Genomic DNA, 18,814 nt, shown 5'->3' with positions numbered 1-18,814 from the left:
TTATGCAATATCAAGGAGTCTTAAAAAAAATGAAAACTGAAAATTCTACTGAAATTCAGTATTATTTAGATATGAAAACTGATTTTTTAAATATGAATCAGTTATTAAATAAAGAAATAACACTTTCGTTTGTTACTTACGAGTGTTTAAACTGCCATTTAGAAAAGAAAATTTACAGACAAGGGTTTTGTAAATCTTGTTTTTTTGATGCTCCAAATGCTGGAGACTGGATCATGCGTCCAGAGTTAAGTAAAGCACACTTAGATATCGAAGATAGAGATTTGGTGTATGAAAAATCGGTGCAATTACAACCACATATTGTGTATTTAGCAAATTCTAGCAATGTAAAAGTTGGAGTTACAAGAAAGCAGCAAGTACCCACAAGATGGATAGATCAAGGTGCACATGAAGCCATAGAAATTGTAGAAGTACCTAACAGATATTTAGCAGGAATTACAGAAGTTGCTTTAAAAGAACATGTTGCAGATAAAACAAATTGGCGTAAAATGCTAAAGAACGATATTGAAGATGAAAATTTAGTAGAATGGAGAGAGAAGTTAAAAGCATATATACCAGAAGAGGCCAAAGAATACTTTATTGAAAATAATTCTGAAACGAATATTAACTTTCCTGTTGTAAAATATCCTGTAAAACCTAAGAGTTTAAATTTGATTAAAACTCCAAAATATTCAGGAAAATTAGTAGGTATAAAAGGTCAGTATTTAATCTTCGATGATGAAACTGTTTTTAATGTTAGAAGTAACGAAGGTTTGGTTGTAAGTATTGAGGTTTAAAATATTTTGAAATGAAACAGTTAGTCGTTTTATTATTTCCTGTATTATTCTCTATGCCTAAAAATTGTGAGAAACTTAGTATTGTTCAGAAGGTAAATATTAACTGTTCTGATAAGGGATGCCAAGGTGAGTATATAGGTCCAGAATTTATAAATGGATCAGATGTAGCTCATCAATTTTCAAATAAAATGTCGGCTAAGGTTGGAACTAAGTTAAAGGCACTTTACATTGAAAAAGACTATAGAAAGGTAGATTTTTCAAAAATTGAAATGAATACTATTGGAATGGGTTCTGGTAATGTAATTTATAAATTATCAATTCCTTTTGTATTAGTAAAAGAGAAGTGTGATGCTTTTACTTCTTTTGATCACGTTGGAGGTTGGAATCATAGTCCATCACTTTTAAAAAGAAAAAAAGAATTGAAAAATGTTTTAATGACAGGGCATAAACTACATATTAGCGAATTAAAACAAACTCCAGAAGGTTTGCAAGAATACTGGATTCAGTGGAAAAATAAATATACTCAATCAGATTGTAAGTAATCGAAATATAAAAACATGAACAACATCCTAAAAGTTGCATTAGCACAAATTTCTCCTGTTTGGTTAAATAAAGAAAAAACAATTGAAAAAATTGAAAAATCAATTGTAGATGCTGCAAAAGAAAACTGCGAACTCATTGTTTTTGGAGAGTCTTTGTTGCCTGGTTATCCTTTTTGGTTGGCTTTAACAGAGGGTGCAAAATGGGATTTAAAAGTAAATAAAGAAATTCATGCGCATTATGTTCGTAATTCGATAACTATAGAAAAAGGTGAGCTAGATTCAGTTTGTAAATTGGCAAAAGAAAACAAAATTGCTATTTACTTAGGGATTATGGAACGTGCTCAAAATAGAGGAGGACATAGTATTTATGCTTCTTTGGTGTATATAAATGAAGTTGGAGAAATAAAATCTGTACATCGCAAGCTTCAGCCTACCTATGATGAACGTTTAACTTGGGCTCCTGGAGATGGAAATGGTTTGCAAGTACATCCTCTAAAAGAATTTACAGTTGGTGGTTTAAATTGTTGGGAAAATTGGATGCCTTTACCAAGAACTGCTTTGTATGGTTTAGGAGAAGATTTACATATTGCTGTTTGGCCAGGTTCAGATCATAATACAAAAGATATTACACGTTTTATAGCAAGAGAATCTCGTTCTTTTGTAATTTCTGTTTCTAGTTTAATGGCAAAATCAGACTTTCCTAAAGATGTGCCTCATTATGATAAAATTATAAAAGATGCTCCAGATGTTTTAGCAAATGGTGGTTCTTGTATTGCATCACCAAATGGAGAATGGTTAATTGAACCAGTTTTACACAAAGAAGGTTTAATTATAGAAACGTTAGATTTTAATCGTGTTTTAGAAGAAAGACAAAATTTTGATGCTGTTGGTCATTATTCTAGGCCAGATGTAACCAAATTACATGTAAATAGAGAAAGACAAAGTACAGTTTCTTTTGATGATTAAATTATGATTTTCGAGCAAAAAGAAATACAATTACAACCTTATAAAAGAGGTTTTCATTTAATTACAAATATTGTTTTAGGTGAATTTCTGGAAATAAAATCCATAGAAAAAGGAATTCTTAAAGTGTTTATAAAACACACTTCTGCAAGTTTAACGATTAATGAGGATGCAGACCCAACTGTTCGTTTAGACTTTGAAAGTCATTTTAATAAAATGGTGCCAGAAAATGCGCCTTATTATATTCATACTTACGAAGGTTCTGATGATATGCCAGCTCATTTAAAAGCTTCTTTATTGGGGAGTTCTGTAGAAATACCAATTACTAAAGGAGAATTAAATTTAGGTACTTGGCAAGGAATTTATTTATGTGAACACAGAAATTATGGAGGTGCTAGAAAGTTGGTGCTTACTGCTTTCGGAGTTTAGATTATTTTGCTATTTTTTTGTGTTTACCAGCTTTTCTAAAATACGCTCAACTCCATAATTATCATTGCTTTTTGTAGTGTAATTGGCTAATTCTTTTATGTCTTTATGTGCGTTTTCCATAGCAAAACTAAAGTCTGCTTCTTGCATCATTTCTATATCATTATGATAATCACCAAAAACCATTGTTTCTGCTTTGGTAACATTTAAAAGTTGTTGTACATGTCTTAAAGCATTTCCTTTGTTTGCTTTTTCATCAGAAATGTCTAACCAATTTTTACCAGATACTTTTAGTAAAACTTCATTTTTTAAATGTTTTATAGCTGGATAAATAAATTTTTCTGAAGAATCAAAATGATACACTGCAACTTTAAAAACGGGGGTAGTTTTTGCAATTTCCATAAGATCATCAACTTGTTGAAAACTATGGTAATATTCTTGAAAAAGATTGATAAAACGTTCGTCTGTACTTTCAATAAAAGCAAAACCATCGCAACATAAAACCATATTTGCACCATCTATTTGCCTTAAAACAGGTATTAGATTGATTACTTTTTCTGGCTCTAAAAAATTAGAAAGTAAAACTTTGTCTCCTTTTTTGGCAACTCCACCATTTTCTGCAATTACATGGATTTTTTCTTTAATGTCATTTAATTTAGACACTATACTATTGTGTTGTCTGCCACTTGCTGCGCAAAAATAAATGTTATTTTTTTGTAGTTTTTTAAAAAGTTCAAAAAAAAGAGGACTCACTTTACCTTGCGAGTTTAATAAGGTTCCATCCATATCAGAAACCACTAACTTTACTTTCGAGAAATTGTCCATTTTTTTATCTAGTAGAATCTCTAATTACCATATCTGTAGTAATTACTTGAGTAACTACCTCTTTGGTTTTATTTTTTAATTTATCAATTAAAATTTGGGTTGCTTTTGCACCCATTTGCTCTCCATGTTGACTAATAGTTGTCATTTTAGGGCTAGAATGTCTTGATAAAATTCCGTTAGAAAATGCAACAACAGCAACATCTTTAGGTATTTTTTTTCCGCTTTTTCTAAGTGCTTTCATTGTAGAAACAGCAACAGATTCACCAGTTGTCATTACTGCATCTAAATCAGTAGATTTTATAAAAGGTTTTACTTCTTTTCCGTATTTTTTATAATCACTTTCATTAATATTTAATACCAAGTTTTCATCAAAAGGAAGTCCCATTTTTTCTAGACCTTTTTTGTAACCTAAAAAACGTTGTTTACCAATTTTATAATCGCTCATTGTAGAAATAAAAGCAATTCTCTTGTGTCCTTTTTTGTATAAAAACTCAACAGTAGTTGTTGCAGAATTAAAATCGTCTGTTATAATTTTATCACAAGAAATCGATTGCGCTACTCTATCAAACATAACAATAGGAGTTCCGTTTTCTATAGATTCTTTAAAGTGATTAAAATTGTTTTTTAGTTCAGTTTCTTTAGCCATAGACAATAAAAAGCCGTCAATACTTCCATTAGAAAGCATTTCTATAATTTCTACTTCTTTATCAAAAGATTGGTTAGAAATACACGTAATTACCTTGTAGCCATTTTCTAATGCTGTTTTTTCTATACCTTTAAAAACTTGAGCAAAGAAATAATTAAGCATTGTTGGTATAATAACGCCAATAGTTTTTGTGCTTCTATTTTTTAAACTTAATGCATTAAAATTAGGTTTGTAATTATGCTCTTTGGCATATTTTTGAATTTTTGCTTTGGTGCCTTCGCTAATTTCATAACTATCATTTAATGCCTTTGAAACTGTAGAAATAGAGACATTAAATTCTTTGGCAATATCTTTTATGGTTAGTTTTTTCATAAAATAAACTTAGCCACTAAGATATAAAAATATTAACGACTCACATTTTAAAAAATTATTAAATGTAATTTTTTCTAAAGGTTTTTTTTATGATTTCATAAACTAAGAATGAAATAACTATAATATATTCAAGTGCAACAAACCATAAATTTTCTTGCCAAGGATTATTTGAATAAGCTTGATAACTTAAAATGATTACCAAACTCCAAACCATAGGGAATTTATATTTTGTAAAAACGGATAAGATAATTGGAGTAGCTACATACCAAGGATGAACTGTTGTTGATGTAAAATAATAAAAACATAAGCTAAATAACATTGTTGTAAATAGCTGTTTTATGCTGATGTTTTTTTTGAAAAAAGTTAGAAAAAGTAAAAATAGAATGGTTAAAATTGGTGTTATTTTACCAATGATTGCAATTTCATTATAGCCTCTAAATAAGTAGCCAATTTCTCTAAAAATGTAATAAAAACTTGCATTAAATTCGAATTTACCAAACCACAAACCTACAGAATTAGAGTAATTAGAAATTAATGTTGATGATAAAAAAGGTAGAAATAAAATAATATTTACAAGGATTATTATGGTGTAAAAAGATACTATTTGAAACATCTTTTTGGACTTAAATTTAAAACCAATCCATTTTATATTGTTTGTTTTGTCCTTGCCATAAATTTTAATAAACCATTGAAAAAATAATGGTAAAAACAATAAAGGAATTAGTTTTACAGAAATTGAACAGCCAATTAATATAGCTGCTAAAAGCCATTTTTTTTGATGTAATTTGTACATCCCAAAAATAAAGAAAAACAACATTACTGGTTCAAAATGCAAATTCCCAGTCATTTCTATAATGATAAAAGGATTTAAAACATACCAAAAAATATTTTTTACAGGTAGGTTTATTTTTTCTAAAAGTTTCTTTCCAAAAAATAGGATTCCTATGTCTGCCAAAATAATGATCAACCTTAAAACGACAACAGAACCAAAAATACTTTTACTAGAAAAAAGTGCTGCTATAAAAAAACAAAGCTGATTTAAAGGTGGGTAATTGGTGTAATGACTTCCATTTAATTCACCCATTCCAGAATACAATTCAGCAGCTTCTGCAATTGGATAATTGTGTTGTTGAATAAAAGTTTCTGGTAATGATAAATACGGATTTAAACCTTCAAGAATCATTCTTCCATCCCAAATAAATCTGTAAAAATCTTGAGATAAATTAGGGGTTGCAAACAAGAATATCAATCTAAAAATAATAGAAATTCCTACTAAATTAGAAAATGAGATTTCGTTGTTTTTCATCAGCAGATAAAAACATCCGAAGAGAGAAAACCATAAAAAAATTAAAATATTAAATTGAGTTCTTTCTAAAAAATAAGCAAAGAAAAAATATAAAACAATACTTATTGAAATTAATATAACATGCTGATATTTTTTAAGAAAAGACACTAAGCTTTAGAAAATATCGATTTAAAGAAAACATAAGAAAACCCAATAAATAACATAAAGTGAAATGGGAATAAACCAAAATCACCTCCTTGATCTCCTACCACAAATGCGCTATACATACCAAATACAAAATATAGAGAAAGTAAGCCTTCTAAAACAACGTGTACAGAAGGTTTCTTTTTAATGTATTTATTGGTTTTCCAGCCGTCTTTTAGGTTTTTTATATTAAATTTTGGTGTTCTTACAAACTCACTTTTCTTGCCAAAATGACCTTCTAAAACAGCAATTGTATTGTGTAAAGAAAAGCCCATTGCTATAGAGAAAAATGTAAAAAATGCTCCTATATACCTAATAAATCTTTTAAAACCACCACCATAAATATTTTTGTACATAAACCAATAACATGTAAAAAATATAAGAGTGCTAACTACAAAAAAGCTCATTACAAAAAAGTAGATTTTTAAATGAGCATATTCATTTTTAATGTATAACATTGGTATACTTAAAATGGCAACTAATAAAATACATGTAAACATAGAGCTGTTTAATAAATGCAGCATACTATGAATTTTGGTTTTAAAAGAAGAGTTTTTATTAGTGACAATTCGTTTTATCATTTTCTGAAAATTCTCTGCACCACCTTTATTCCATCTAAATTGTTGAGATCTTGCAGCACTAATTACTACAGGCAATTCTGCAGGTGTTTCTACTTTTTCTAAATATTTAAATTTCCAGTTTTTTAATTGTGCTCTATAACTTAAATCTAAATCTTCTGTAAGTGTATCACCCTCCCAATTACCAGCGTCGTAAATGGTTTCTTTACGCCAAATACCAGCTGTACCATTAAAGTTTATGAAATGTCCTTTACTATTTCTACCTACTTGTTCTAGTGTAAAATGCGCATCTAATGCAAAAGCTTGAATTTTAGTAAGCGTAGAATAATCTCTATTAATATGCCCCCATCTTGTTTGTACAACTCCAATTTCTGGATTTTTAAAATAAGGTACAGTTTGTTTTAACCAATCTGTTTTTGGTAAAAAGTCAGCATCAAAAATGGCAATATATTCACCTTTAGCAATTTCTAAACCTTCTTTTAATGCACCTGCTTTAAAACCTTTACGATTGCTTCTTCTAATATGCTGAATGTCTAAACCCTTTTTTTGAATATCTGCAACAAGTTTAGCAGTCATTTCTACAGATTCATCAGTAGAATCGTCTAAAACTTGAATTTCTAGTTTTTCTGTAGGGTAATCAATTTTAGCAATGTTTTCTAACAAACGTTCCATTACATACAATTCGTTATAAACGGGTAATTGTATGGTTACAAAAGGTATTTCTTCTGGATTGGTAAAATCGAATTTCGGAGAGTTATCTTCTTTATTTCTGTTTTTTAAATAGTTTACCAAAAGGTTTAGTTGCGCTATGGCATACATAAAAATAAGCAACAAACTAATAGAGTAGATAATTATTATTATATATTCTAGAACCATTATTTAAAACTGTATTTAAAAATCCAACTTAAAATTTTAATTCCTGCAAATATAGTACCTTTTACTGTACCTGAAACTTTTGAGACACCAATTCTGTTTCTATATTTTACAGGTATTTCTACATAACTTAATCTTTGTTTTAATACTTTTAGTTGCATTTCAACTGTCCAACCATAAGTTTTGTCTATCATATTAAGTGCTAGTAGTTTATTGTATTTTATTGCTCTAAATGGCCCTAAGTCAGAAAACTTAGCGTTAAAAAATAATTTCATTAAAAAGGTTGCTAACCAGTTACCAAAAACTTGTTGAGGTGTCATTGCACCTTCTTCTCTTAGTTTTTTTACTCTAGCACCAACAACAAAATCGACATCATCATTAATAATAGGAGCAATAATTTCTGATAATTGTTCTGGGTAATCTGAATAATCACCATCTAAAAAAACAATAATTTCTGGTTTTGTTTTTTGTTTGCTGATGTAATCCATACCTTTTAAACAAGCATAACCATACCCTTTTTTAGTTTCGGTTAAAACAGTTGCGCCTGCTTTTTCTGCGTTTAAAATAGTATTGTCTGTAGAATTGTTGTTTACAACAATAATTTCATCAACAATTTTAGGAATGTCTTTTATTACAGAACCTATAGAGTCTTGCTCATTATAAGCAGGAATAATTACTTTTATGATTGGTTGCATTTATCTTAAATCGTTTAGATTGTTCTCTTTTCTAAAAGATGAAAAATCTGTCCATTCTTTTATTTTTTTGCCACCTTTAAATTTAGAAGCTTTTATAAGTTTGTTCTTTTTGTAAATCAAACAGTATCCGTTTTTTTTATTATTTTTAAGTTGGCATTTATGATTAATATTCCCGTTTTTATCATAAAATAACCACCAATCACTTTGTAAACCCATTTTATAATGACCTTCTTTTTCAGGAATTGCGTTCACGCTGTAAAAGTACCAATATTTTACTTTTTTTCCGTTTTTATAACGACCTTCTTCTTTTATGTTACCGTTTTTGTAATAAAACTTCCAATAATCAACTTTTTTTTCATTAAAAAGCCAGCCTTCTTCTTTTAGTTTTCCATTTTTAAAATATTCTTTTTGATATGTTTTTTGAGCAAAAACAACAATTGATAAAAAAATGAAACAAAATGTAAGTATGTTTTTCATGTTAAAATAGGCTACAACAAGCTCAATAAGACATTTTTTAATTTGTCTTAGTTTGTTGTTATAATTAAAATAATTCTCTTTTTTTTAAGGAGTAGTTTTTGGGATGTTTTATTTTTTGTTAACTAAATTCATTAAATCAACATCATTACCTAATAAAACATCAGTAGGATTTATTCTACCATCTTCAGGGCCATTTTCTAGTTTTAATACACCTCTTGGGCACACAGCAGAACAAACTCCACATCCCACACAACTAGAACGTACAATGTTTTCTCCCTTTTGTGCATAAGATCTAACATCTATTCCTTGCTCACAATACGTAGAACAGTTTCCGCAAGAAATACATTGTCCACCATTAGTGGTAATTCTAAACCTCGATTTAAAACGTTGTACAAAACCTAAATATGCAGCTAATGGGCAACCAAATCTACACCAAACTCTGTTACCAAATATTGGATAAAACCCTGTACCAATTACACCTGCAAAAATAGAACCTATTAAGAATCCATAAATGTCTTGAATGGTTTGTGTTTTAATGCCTAAAACTTGATTTGCTTCAGTAAAGAAAGTGTACAATGCAAAACCTGTCATTACCAAAACAAAAACCAAAACAGAATGAATTACAATACGTTCTACTCTCCAAGAAAGTAGTGTTTTACTCGAGTTTTGTCTATAAGGATCTCCTAAAGTTTCAGCCAAGCCTCCACAACCACAAACCCAAGAACAGTACCATCTTTTTCCGAAGAAATAAACCATTACTGGCACAACTACAATGGTTAAAACAATTCCCCAAACTAAAATAAACAATCCAAAACCACCACTAGCAATTAGCTCATCAATATTCCATTTAAAGAAAAAATCGTAATCTAAAGGAAATGCATTTTTAAAATCGTACCAAGGTTTTTCGAAACGAACTAAAATTTCTGGAATTAAAAATGCAAATACAATTTGGAAGAATAAAACAGAAGTTGTTCTTAAAATTTGATATTTATTATGTCTGTATTTTATATACATTCTAACTGCCATTACTGTCATCACAACACAGTATAAAAATCCGTATAAAAACCACTGACTTGCAGTATTTCCACTAATAAATTTGCTAATTGGGTCTACCAAATACACCCAGTTTACAATTAAATCTGGATAGAAATATAATAAAATATAAAAAGTAACTAAAAAGATAAATGCAAACCAGCCAATCCAACCTCTATTTGTGGCAGCACTTAAAAATATTCCGTCGTTTTTAATCCCTGGTTTTCCAAGTAAAACAACATCAGGAACTATGAACATTAGTGCTCCAATAATTCCCAACCCAAAAGTTAAAAACCAAGCTAAACCTGTGTTTTCTGTTATAAAACCTTTGCCTGCTTTTTTTGCCAATTCAAAACTTAATGAATGTGGTTTTCCTCCTATTTTATATTGATATTGCTCGCCTTTTTTAGTCCAGTTTTTTTCTGAATTGTATTTTGAAATTAAAGCATTATAATGCTTATTAGAATTTTCAAATGCATTAATTACCCCACTTGAAAATTGAAAAATATTTAAATTTTCTTCTGTAACAATTGCTTTTGATAATTCGTTTTTGATAATTTCACTTTTATATCCTTTTTCAGCAATGTAAGTCTCTAATTCTTTTTCTGTGAAAGAGAAATTACCTGTAAAAAGAGATGCTATAAAGATTGATAATCCTATTAAAAATACGATTAAGCCTGTTTGTTTTATTAGTTTCAAAATGATGATTTTATGATGTTAGTTGGATGAATTAATTTTTTCTTTTGTTATGCTTTTGAGAAAATTCGTTTCCAACTTTTCTTTTTTACTTGAATGTTTGTGTTGTTTTCTTGATTGAATTTTGCCACAATTTCAGCTTCATACAATTTGTAAAATTCAGGATCAAAATTGGCATCCTTTAAATATTCTAAAACGTGTTCAATTGATTGGTTTTCTGACAACCATTTATCAAAAATTTCGTGTCGCATTCGAATTCCGAAAGTATTTATCCCCAAAAATTTATTACTGTTTTTATCATAAGAAATGGTAATACAAATATTTTCTTTTGGATGTTGCCATTGAAAATAAGCTTCATTTTCTTGCTTATTTCTTTCGCTAAAAACCCATCCATAAGTTTGGTATTCTATATCTAAGAATTTTGCAGAATTAAACCAATGACCTGGTTTGTATGCTGTTTTTTTGTTACAAATTGTTTGCGCTAAAGTTTCTCCCATCATTCTACCTGTATACCAAACAGCCTCAATATTTCTTCTTTGGCCTATAGCTTCATGTTGTTCTGCACAATCACCAATTGCATAAACATCAGTAATATTAGTTTCTAAAAAACGATTTACTAAAACACCTCTTTTAGTTTCAATTCCTGAGTCTTTTAAAAAATCGATATTTGGTGTTACACCAGCTGTTAAACCAACAACATTACAAGGAATTTCTTCTCCAGTTTCTTCAATAATTATCGATTTAACTTTACCATTTTCATCAGATTTTATTTCTTTTAAATTGGTACTCAATCGCAAGTCTATATGATGTGCTGCAATGTGTTTGTTAATCAATTCAGATTCTTGGGCAGGTAAAACTCCGTTCCAAAAACTAGCTTCTCTTACTAGAAATGTAACAGGTATTTTTCTGCTTCTTAGCATTTCTGCCAATTCAATGCCTATTAATCCTCCACCTACAATTACAGCTCTTTTACAAACCTTGTTATTAGGTGCAAACTTTTCTAAATTTTCTAAATCTTGCTTGTGATACATTCCTAAAACACCATCTAAATCTTGGCCTGGCCAACCAAATTTATTCGGTTTAGAACCAGTTGCAATGATTAATTTATCATAAGAAAGTGTAGAAGTATCTTTAAATTCTAAGATTTTATCATCTGTATTAATTTTAGAAACAAAACCACTTTTTAGGTTGATGTTATTCTTGTCCCAAAACCAATTTTCATAAGGCTGAGTGTGTTCAAATTTCATATGCCCCATATAAACATACATTAATGCAGTTCTAGAAAAGAAATATTTGGTCTCTGCAGAAATAATGGTAATTTTTTTATCAGAATTTTTTCTGATGTGTCTGGCAGCTGTAACTCCAGATATTCCATTTCCAATAATAACAATGTGTTCCATAGTTAGATGATTAATTCTTGGTTTATGTCGAAGCTAAAGTTAAGAACTTAAAACTTCTTAGTAATTTAGAATTAATATAAATAAAAGTTGTGAAATTAAAATTGTAAGTAATTAAAAAATGATAAGACCTATGTTGTAATTAAATACAAAAAAGTTTAAAAATAAAATCAACCAATATGAAAAATCATTATTTAAAAATTTTAGTTGCCTTAGTTTTAATTATTAATGTAAATGCTTTAGCACAAGAAAATGAAGATACTAAGAGTAATATTCAAACTTATACACCATCTAAATTATTAAATAAAGGTCAGTGGGATGTTAAGTTTTTTAACAACTTATATACAGAAACTAAAGCCACTAATAATGGCGTAAAGGCAGATAAAGCAAGAGAAACTTATTTTACATCTACTGTAGATATTTTTACAGGTATTTCTGATAATAATAGATTAAATATAGGTTTGCTTTTAGAGTATAGGTCTAATGCAATTAATGATAAAAGTGCTACTTCTGTTTTTAGTTTTGCTGATGACAATAGCTCTAGAAATGGTTTATCTTCTTTTGCCCCAGCTTTAAAATGGCAACCTATTCAAAGTATTGGTAATTTTTCTATTCAAAGTGCTTTTCATATACCTTTAATAGAGAACGAAACTGATGCAAATGGTGTTTATTTAGATCAAACAGCTTACACTTTTCAGAACCGTTTTTTTTATGATTATACATTACCAAGTGGTAATTGGCAATTGTTTACAGAGTTAAATACAGAATATAATTTTGGTGATGATGCCAGTTTTGCTGATAAAACTTTTGTGTTAGCACCAGGATTATTTATGAGTTATTTTCCTAGTGATAAATCTACAATTTTAGGTTTTGTACAACATTACCAACGTTTTGGAGATTTTACTCAAGATTTTTCTTCAGTAGGTTTTGGTGGTAAATATCAATTAACAAACACTTTAAATTTAGAGGTTTTGTACAGTAAATTTGTTAGAGGTACAGATACTGGTTTAGGACAAAGTTTTAACATTGGTTTAAGAGCATTGTTTTAGCAAAAAGAACTATTTTTAAGGGATTTATGAAAACAAAAATTCTCTTTTTAGTAGCTATTGTATTTTTACAATTATCTTGTACAAGTCAATCAAAAAAAATAAACGGTTTAAGTTTTGTAGCGTCAAGAGATTCTATAAACATTAATCACATAAAACCTGTTTTAAAAACGAAAGGTAATTTTGTTGCCTTAATGCCTTACAGTTTTATTCGAAATATCGAAATTCCAAAAATTGAATTCAACACAAACAGAGAATGGTTTGGCGAATCAGAAAATGGCTTGTTTCAATATGCTAAAGAGTTTAAAAAAGTAGGGGTTAAAATTATGATAAAGCCTCATTTATGGTTGAGAAGAGGTGGTTTTACTGGCGATTTAAAAGCAAATTCTGAAGAAAACTGGGTAATTTTAGAAAATTCTTACAGAAATTATATTTTAACTTATGCTAAAGCAGCCGAAAATATTAATGCAGAAATTCTTTGTATAGGTACAGAGTTAGAAGAATTTGTGGTGAACAGACCAGAATATTGGCAGCAATTAATTATAGAAATCAGAGAAGTTTATAAAGGTAAGTTAACTTATGCTGCAAATTGGGATGAGTATAAAAGATTGCCTTTTTGGCAACAATTAGATTTTATAGGTATTGATGCTTATTTTCCTTTATCAGAAAAAAAATCACCAACTGTAGCCGATTTTGAGTTAGGATGGAAAACTCACAAAGAAGAAATTAGTAGAGTTCAACAAAAAAATAATAAGCCTGTTTTATTTACAGAGTTTGGTTATAGAAGTGTAGATTTTACTGGCAGACGTCCTTGGGAATTTAATAGAATGCAAGGCAGTGTAAATTTAGAAGCACAAGCCAATGGTTTACAAGCCATACACAATCAGTTTTGGAAAGAAGATTGGTTTGCAGGTGGTTTTGTCTGGAAATGGTTTCATAGGCATGATAAAGTGGGTGGACTAGAAAATAATAGGTTTACACCTCAAAACAAACCAGCAGAAGAGCTTTTAAGAAAGCTATTTCATAAATAATTTTTAAAAGATGATAAATATCTTGAAATAAGATGTGTATCAAATCTATATTTGTAATATTAATTAAAAACAGATAATCATGAAAAAAATTATTGTACCAATAGATTTCTCAAATCACTCAGAATATGCTTTAAAAGCTGCAGCACTATTTGCAAAAAAAACAGATATTGTTATTTATGCTTTACATATGTTAGACTTAAATGAAGTTAACTTATCTCAAAGTCCAGATTTTAGTAAAGAAAAAGCAGTTTACTTTTTAAAATTAGCAGAAAAAAAGTTTGAAAAATTTTTACAAAAAGACTTTTTAAAAGACATAAAGGTTGTACCTATTGTTAAACATTTTAAAGTTTTTAGCGAAATAAATGATATTGCTAAAGAAGTAAAAGCAGATTTAATTATTATGGGTTCTCATGGTGCAACTGGGTTAAAAGAGTTTTTTACGGGCTCTAATACAGAAAAAGTTATAAGACATTCTGAAGTGCCAGTTCTAGTTATTAAAAATGAATTGAATGATGTTAACTTTAAAAATATAGTTTTTGCAACAGATTTTTCTGAAGAATCTATACCAGCGTATAAAAACATGCTAGCTACTTTAGATTTTTTAAATGCAAAAAAACATTTAATATATGTAAATTTACCCAACGAAGATTTTAAAACTACTCCAGAAATGGATGCTTTAGCAAATAATTTTTTAATCAAAGCAGAGGGTAATATAGATCGTTTAATAAATGTTAATATTGTTTGTGCAAAGTCTATAGAACAAGGGGTTTTAAATTATTCTAATGCTGCAGGTGCAGATTTAATTACATTAATTACACATGGTAGAACTGGTTTAGCGCATCTTTTTTCTGGTAGTATTTCAGAAGATGTTTCTAATCATGCAACATTACCAATTATGACCTTTAAAATCTAAAAAATTATATATGAAATTAAAATATCTTCTTTTTCTTCTTATAACGATATCCTTTTTATTTTCTTGTTCAGAAGATAATGATATTACAACACCAAGAAACCTAGAAGAATATATTAATGTCAATTCTGGTAGAGAATTAGATGAAGTAATTGCATGTGCAGCAAGTGCAGATGGTAGTACAAGTACAACCTATATTTTTTATTATCCTATAGATGGAGCTACAGATATTAGGTATTACGAAACAGAAGCTACAGATGTAGATGAAAATGATTTTTCCAATTACAGAAGAGAAGCCTTAACTTCTAGCGATGTTTTTGGCGGAAAACTACAACAGTTTACTAGATCAGATTCAGAAGAAGCTTGGTGTATTGTTACTTATTTAACAGATGGTAAATTACATAAATCGAATCCTATTCGTTTAAAAAATGATACGAATTCAACAGTTTGGGAAGAAGAAGTAACTATAGATCAAACAGAAAGTTTAATGCCAAAATTTACTTGGTCTGACTTTGATACCACAGATAATGCCATTTATTTTCAGGTTATTTCTGATGAAGATGATGAGTTTATTTCTGGTACTTATACTTACGATCAATATTTTCAATTTTACGATACAAGCAATGTTGTATTAAATATTAATACAACAACACCAGAAGATTTAGTAGCAGATGCTACGTATAATTTTACACTTATGGCTGTAAGTGAAGATAATTGGGTAAATTTGGTGATAGAAAATTCGTTTATAGTCCAATAATGACATTGAGAAAATTTCTCTTCTTTTTATTTTTTTTAGGATGCTCTGCAGTTATTTTATCACAAGAAAAACAAATTGTAGCTCTAAAAATTAACGGTGCAAAAAAGGTGAATATTCCTTTTTTAAAATCAATCATAACATCAAAAGAAGGGCAACCTTTAGATTCAATTACTTTAGAGAAAGATATTGTTCTTTTAAAACGATTACCAGCAATTGGTCACGCTTATTATCAAGTATTTTATTCAGATAAAAACTTATATAATGTTTTTATTTACATCGAAGAAAATTATACCATTTTACCCAATGTAAATCTTTGGACAGCCACAAACAATCAGTTTTCTTATAAATTAGGTTTGTACGATTATAATTTTTTAGGCAGAAACATCACCTTTGGTGGCTTTTATCAAAACAATGGTTTCGATTCTTATGCCATCAATTTTAAAGCGCCAAACTTGTTTTCAAAAAAATGGGGTTTGGCTTTAAATCACCAAAACTGGAAAAGTGAAGAACCGCTTTATTTTAAAAATCAATCTGCTAATTATCTTTACAATAATATTTCTGTAGAAGCCTTGGGCTTGTATCAAATTAACCTAAAACATGAAATTAATTTTGGTGTAAACTTATTTAAAGAAAAATATCAATATTTATCAGGAGCTACAGATCCAGCAATTCCGCAAAAATTGGACTTAAACAAAGCTTTGCTTAAAATGGTGTATTCTTTTGATAGTTTAGACTATTTTTATCAATACATAAGTGGTTTTAAAAGTATTTTATACGCACAATATGTAATTACAGAAAACGACTTTCAAAACGATTTTTACATTTTTTGGAACGATTTCTTTTATTTTAAAAGAATAAAAGAAAAAGGTAATTGGGCAAACAGGTTACGTTTTGGCTTAGCATCTAACGAAAACACGCCATTTGCTCCATTTGCAGTAGATAATAATTTAAACTTAAGAGGTGTAGGGATTCTGGTAGATAGAGGTACAGGTATTTTTGTGCTAAACACAGAATACAGACACACAGTTTACGACAAAAAATGGTTGGCAATACAAACTAATGTTTTTACAGATTTTGGTTCTTGGAGAGATCCAGGAGGTGAATTTAATGACTTTTTTAGAAGCGAAATTATCAGAATTTATTCAGGAGTTGGTTTACGTTTTATCAGTAAAAAAATATACAATGCAACCTTTAGAATCGATTATGGTTTTAGTGTTATAAATCATAGAGGTCAATCTAAAGGAGGTTTGGTTTTCGGAATAGGACAGTATTTTTAATAATAATTTAATGTCAATTATTTTAGTTTTAGCAAAAACAAGTTAGTTTTGTTCAACTAAAAAAATACAATGAGAACATTTGCAATTGGAGATATTCATGGAGGTTTAAAAGCACTTACCCAAGTACTAAATCAATTAGAACTTAAAGACGGAGATAAAATTATCTTTATGGGAGATTATGTAGATGGCTGGAGTGAATCTGCACAAGTTGTGGATACTTTAATTGATTTATCCAAAAAAATAGACTGTATTTTTATAAAAGGGAATCATGATGTTTGGTGCGAAGATTGGCTAAAAAATGATACTGTAAACCCTTCTTGGTATATGCATGGAGGTAAAGAAACGATGGAGAGTTACCACTATTTTTCTATAGCAGAAAAAAAGGAACACATTGCTTTTTTCGAAAATGCCAAAATGTATTATTTAGATAATAATAACAGACTTTTTTTACATGCAGGTTTTACTTCTATGCATGGTGTAGAAAAAGAACCTTTTCAGAAAACATTTTGCTTAGACAGAACTTTGTGGGAAATGGCTGTTTCTATGGATAAAAATATTGCTAAAGACACCTCATTTTATCCTAAAAGGTTGCAACATTATAAAGAAATTTATATTGGCCACACACCAACTACTAATTACGGAATACCTACACCAGTAAACATTGCAAATCTTTGGAATATAGATACTGGAGCTGCATTTAAAGGTAAAATTACTGCCATAAATATCGATACCAAAGCTTATTTTCAGAGTGATAATTTACCAGGATTATATCCTAATGAAAAAGGTAGAAACTAATAGCATCAGTATAAAAATATTCTCTTTTTGTAGCTATTTCCTGCTTTCACTACTCGCTTTTTTGTGAAAAACAAAAAGAGCTCAAACAAGTCGTTCAATCAGGGCTAAACTTGTTTGTTGGCTTTTTTACTAAAAACATAATAACTAGATTCTTTAAAAACAAAAAAAGGTGTAAAAACAAATCTTACACCTTTCTTTCTTGAATATATTTTTGGCATTACCAAGCACCAATATTTATGGTGATTAATTGCATGAAAAATAAAACGAAAATTATATATTGATTGACATCAAAAAAAAGTAAATATTATTTTCTACTTCTAAAGCTTTCTATAATTACCGTAGATAATATTAAACAACCACCAATAAAAGTATTAAAACTAGGTATTTCATTCACAAAAAGGTAAGCCATTATTATACCAAAAATTGGTTGTACACTGCTAATAATACTAGTTGTTGTTGCAGAAAAATGCTTTAAAGACTTTACCATTAAAGTATGCCCAATAGCTGTAGTTAATAAAGCTACCAATAGTAATAAAGGTAGTTGATTGACTGTATTAGAAAAATCACTAAAAAATAAAGTAGGTATTAATAAAACAGTAACTACAATCATTTGATAGTACATTAGTAGACTGCTATCGTATTTTGTAACTTCTTTTTTTACCATTAAATTTCTAAGCGCATAAAAGAAAGCAGAAAGTATTCCGAATAAAATCCCTTTTAATTCATTGTTTTCTAAGGAAAATTCTGGTACTAAAATATAGACTCCAATTAAAACTAAAATAGCTAAAAAAATATGCACTATGTTTATTCTTTTTTTACTAAAAAAAGGTTCTATAAAAGCTGTAATTACAGGAAAAGTATAAATAGATAACATACCCAATGCAACATTAGAGAGTTTTAATGCGTAAAAATAAGTTACCCAATGTGCACCCATTAAAAAACCACCTATTAAAAAAGAAATTTTATCTTTTGTTGTTTTTATTTTAAAATCTATTTTTTTGTATTTACAAAAAACAAACATTAAAATTGATGCTATAAAAGCCCTACATAAAATAATGGCTTCTGCTGGCATTGCTATATACCTGCCTAAAACACCAGAAGTACTTACAAATAGCGTTGCTAAAAGTAAAATAGATAAATTTTTTGCGTGTTGATTTTGCATTGTAAATTTTTAATTTAATGCTACTTAAAAG

At 28.8% G+C, this 18,814-nt stretch carries 19 protein-coding genes; 10 read left to right on the top strand and 9 right to left on the bottom strand.

Going from position 1 to position 18,814, the window contains the following annotated elements; translation table 11 throughout:
* The first annotated feature begins 2 nt into the window (after positions 1–2).
* Genes ACJJVK_RS03180 through ACJJVK_RS03165 form a run of 4 tightly spaced genes read left to right on the top strand, consistent with a single transcriptional unit; the run spans position 3 to position 2,728 of the window.
* Entirely contained in the window at positions 3–794 is a 792-nt protein-coding gene (locus ACJJVK_RS03180; RefSeq protein ID WP_405563078.1) for a DUF2797 domain-containing protein, read from the top strand.
* 11 nt (positions 795–805) lie between these two features.
* Positions 806–1,336: a hypothetical protein gene (locus tag ACJJVK_RS03175; RefSeq protein ID WP_405563075.1), complete on the top strand. Its 531-nt coding sequence runs from the start codon at positions 806–808 to the stop codon at positions 1,334–1,336.
* Positions 1,337–1,351: 15 nt separating this feature from the next.
* Positions 1,352–2,302, top strand: a complete 951-nt coding sequence (locus ACJJVK_RS03170; RefSeq protein WP_405563073.1) for a carbon-nitrogen hydrolase family protein — start codon at positions 1,352–1,354, stop codon at positions 2,300–2,302.
* 3 nt (positions 2,303–2,305) lie between these two features.
* Complete coding sequence (locus ACJJVK_RS03165; protein ID WP_405563070.1) at positions 2,306–2,728, top strand: secondary thiamine-phosphate synthase enzyme YjbQ; 423 nt, start codon at positions 2,306–2,308, stop codon at positions 2,726–2,728.
* Between the two features lie 9 nt (positions 2,729–2,737).
* Here the strand turns inward: ACJJVK_RS03165 and ACJJVK_RS03160 are convergent, their stop codons facing one another.
* The 8 genes from ACJJVK_RS03160 to ACJJVK_RS03125 all read right to left on the bottom strand — a co-directional run bounded on the left by ACJJVK_RS03160 (position 2,738) and on the right by ACJJVK_RS03125 (position 11,808).
* The gene (locus ACJJVK_RS03160) at positions 2,738–3,550 is read right to left on the bottom strand and encodes an HAD family hydrolase (RefSeq protein ID WP_405563067.1); all 813 of its coding nucleotides are present in this window, start codon (positions 3,548–3,550) and stop codon (positions 2,738–2,740) included.
* A gap of 4 nt (positions 3,551–3,554) precedes the next feature.
* On the bottom strand, positions 3,555–4,568 hold the full coding sequence (locus tag ACJJVK_RS03155) for a LacI family DNA-binding transcriptional regulator (RefSeq protein WP_215993931.1): 1,014 nt from the start codon (positions 4,566–4,568) through the stop codon (positions 3,555–3,557).
* A gap of 58 nt (positions 4,569–4,626) precedes the next feature.
* Positions 4,627–6,021: a mannosyltransferase gene (locus tag ACJJVK_RS03150; RefSeq protein ID WP_405563064.1), complete on the bottom strand. Its 1,395-nt coding sequence runs from the start codon at positions 6,019–6,021 to the stop codon at positions 4,627–4,629.
* The gene (locus tag ACJJVK_RS03145; protein ID WP_405563062.1) at positions 6,021–7,511 is read right to left on the bottom strand and encodes a cellulose synthase family protein; all 1,491 of its coding nucleotides are present in this window, start codon (positions 7,509–7,511) and stop codon (positions 6,021–6,023) included. The genes ACJJVK_RS03150 and ACJJVK_RS03145 overlap by 1 nt, the downstream gene beginning before the upstream one ends.
* On the bottom strand, positions 7,511–8,203 hold the full coding sequence (locus tag ACJJVK_RS03140; protein ID WP_405563059.1) for a glycosyltransferase family 2 protein: 693 nt from the start codon (positions 8,201–8,203) through the stop codon (positions 7,511–7,513). Before ACJJVK_RS03140 ends, ACJJVK_RS03145 begins: the two co-directional genes overlap by 1 nt.
* The gene (locus ACJJVK_RS03135) at positions 8,204–8,680 is read right to left on the bottom strand and encodes a toxin-antitoxin system YwqK family antitoxin (RefSeq protein ID WP_405563056.1); all 477 of its coding nucleotides are present in this window, start codon (positions 8,678–8,680) and stop codon (positions 8,204–8,206) included.
* 108 nt (positions 8,681–8,788) lie between these two features.
* Positions 8,789–10,411, bottom strand: a complete 1,623-nt coding sequence (locus ACJJVK_RS03130) for a 4Fe-4S binding protein (RefSeq protein WP_405563053.1) — start codon at positions 10,409–10,411, stop codon at positions 8,789–8,791.
* A 47-nt stretch (positions 10,412–10,458) separates the two neighbouring features.
* The gene (locus ACJJVK_RS03125; RefSeq protein WP_405563051.1) at positions 10,459–11,808 is read right to left on the bottom strand and encodes an NAD(P)/FAD-dependent oxidoreductase; all 1,350 of its coding nucleotides are present in this window, start codon (positions 11,806–11,808) and stop codon (positions 10,459–10,461) included.
* A 176-nt stretch (positions 11,809–11,984) separates the two neighbouring features.
* Between ACJJVK_RS03125 and ACJJVK_RS03120 the strand changes: the two genes are divergently transcribed.
* From ACJJVK_RS03120 to ACJJVK_RS03095, 6 genes are all read left to right on the top strand, one after another.
* On the top strand, positions 11,985–12,854 hold the full coding sequence (locus ACJJVK_RS03120; protein WP_405563049.1) for a hypothetical protein: 870 nt from the start codon (positions 11,985–11,987) through the stop codon (positions 12,852–12,854).
* Positions 12,855–12,880: 26 nt separating this feature from the next.
* Positions 12,881–13,882 carry a glycoside hydrolase family 113 gene (locus tag ACJJVK_RS03115; RefSeq protein WP_405563046.1) on the top strand — a complete coding sequence of 334 codons (1,002 nt, stop codon included), beginning with the start codon at positions 12,881–12,883 and terminating at the stop codon, positions 13,880–13,882.
* Positions 13,883–13,961: 79 nt separating this feature from the next.
* Entirely contained in the window at positions 13,962–14,795 is an 834-nt protein-coding gene (locus ACJJVK_RS03110; RefSeq protein ID WP_215993922.1) for a universal stress protein, read from the top strand.
* A gap of 10 nt (positions 14,796–14,805) precedes the next feature.
* Complete coding sequence (locus ACJJVK_RS03105; protein WP_405563044.1) at positions 14,806–15,549, top strand: hypothetical protein; 744 nt, start codon at positions 14,806–14,808, stop codon at positions 15,547–15,549.
* Positions 15,549–16,826 carry an outer membrane protein assembly factor gene (locus ACJJVK_RS03100; protein ID WP_405563042.1) on the top strand — a complete coding sequence of 426 codons (1,278 nt, stop codon included), beginning with the start codon at positions 15,549–15,551 and terminating at the stop codon, positions 16,824–16,826. Before ACJJVK_RS03105 ends, ACJJVK_RS03100 begins: the two co-directional genes overlap by 1 nt.
* 69 nt (positions 16,827–16,895) lie before the next feature.
* The gene (locus ACJJVK_RS03095) at positions 16,896–17,621 is read left to right on the top strand and encodes a metallophosphoesterase family protein (protein WP_405563039.1); all 726 of its coding nucleotides are present in this window, start codon (positions 16,896–16,898) and stop codon (positions 17,619–17,621) included.
* A 304-nt stretch (positions 17,622–17,925) separates the two neighbouring features.
* On the opposite strand, the gene ACJJVK_RS03090 is transcribed toward ACJJVK_RS03095, so the two are convergent.
* Positions 17,926–18,783: a DMT family transporter gene (locus tag ACJJVK_RS03090; protein ID WP_405563036.1), complete on the bottom strand. Its 858-nt coding sequence runs from the start codon at positions 18,781–18,783 to the stop codon at positions 17,926–17,928.
* Positions 18,784–18,814: the final 31 nt, after the last annotated feature.

Source organism: Polaribacter sp. Asnod6-C07 (assembly GCF_045063625.1).
In the GTDB taxonomy this organism is placed as follows: Bacteria; Bacteroidota; Bacteroidia; order Flavobacteriales; family Flavobacteriaceae; genus Polaribacter; species Polaribacter vadi_A.
Note: the sequence above shows the minus strand (reverse complement) of the source record. Positions and strands in the feature narration are given on the sequence as shown.

Bases quoted from the DNA above. Each gene is read 5' to 3' on its own strand.
- ACJJVK_RS03180 (WP_405563078.1), top strand. From the start codon at position 3: ATGCAATATCAAGGAGTCTTAAAAAAAATGAAAACTGAAAATTCTACT.
- ACJJVK_RS03175 (WP_405563075.1), top strand. From the start codon at position 806: ATGAAACAGTTAGTCGTTTTATTATTTCCTGTATTATTCTCTATGCCT.
- ACJJVK_RS03170 (WP_405563073.1), top strand. From the start codon at position 1,352: ATGAACAACATCCTAAAAGTTGCATTAGCACAAATTTCTCCTGTTTGG.
- ACJJVK_RS03165 (WP_405563070.1), top strand. From the start codon at position 2,306: ATGATTTTCGAGCAAAAAGAAATACAATTACAACCTTATAAAAGAGGT.
- ACJJVK_RS03160 (WP_405563067.1), bottom strand. From the start codon at position 3,550: ATGGACAATTTCTCGAAAGTAAAGTTAGTGGTTTCTGATATGGATGGA.
- ACJJVK_RS03155 (WP_215993931.1), bottom strand. From the start codon at position 4,568: ATGAAAAAACTAACCATAAAAGATATTGCCAAAGAATTTAATGTCTCT.
- ACJJVK_RS03145 (WP_405563062.1), bottom strand. From the start codon at position 7,511: ATGGTTCTAGAATATATAATAATAATTATCTACTCTATTAGTTTGTTG.
- ACJJVK_RS03140 (WP_405563059.1), bottom strand. From the start codon at position 8,203: ATGCAACCAATCATAAAAGTAATTATTCCTGCTTATAATGAGCAAGAC.
- ACJJVK_RS03135 (WP_405563056.1), bottom strand. From the start codon at position 8,680: ATGAAAAACATACTTACATTTTGTTTCATTTTTTTATCAATTGTTGTT.
- ACJJVK_RS03125 (WP_405563051.1), bottom strand. From the start codon at position 11,808: ATGGAACACATTGTTATTATTGGAAATGGAATATCTGGAGTTACAGCT.
- ACJJVK_RS03120 (WP_405563049.1), top strand. From the start codon at position 11,985: ATGAAAAATCATTATTTAAAAATTTTAGTTGCCTTAGTTTTAATTATT.
- ACJJVK_RS03115 (WP_405563046.1), top strand. From the start codon at position 12,881: ATGAAAACAAAAATTCTCTTTTTAGTAGCTATTGTATTTTTACAATTA.
- ACJJVK_RS03110 (WP_215993922.1), top strand. From the start codon at position 13,962: ATGAAAAAAATTATTGTACCAATAGATTTCTCAAATCACTCAGAATAT.
- ACJJVK_RS03105 (WP_405563044.1), top strand. From the start codon at position 14,806: ATGAAATTAAAATATCTTCTTTTTCTTCTTATAACGATATCCTTTTTA.
- ACJJVK_RS03100 (WP_405563042.1), top strand. From the start codon at position 15,549: ATGACATTGAGAAAATTTCTCTTCTTTTTATTTTTTTTAGGATGCTCT.
- ACJJVK_RS03095 (WP_405563039.1), top strand. From the start codon at position 16,896: ATGAGAACATTTGCAATTGGAGATATTCATGGAGGTTTAAAAGCACTT.
- ACJJVK_RS03090 (WP_405563036.1), bottom strand. From the start codon at position 18,783: ATGCAAAATCAACACGCAAAAAATTTATCTATTTTACTTTTAGCAACG.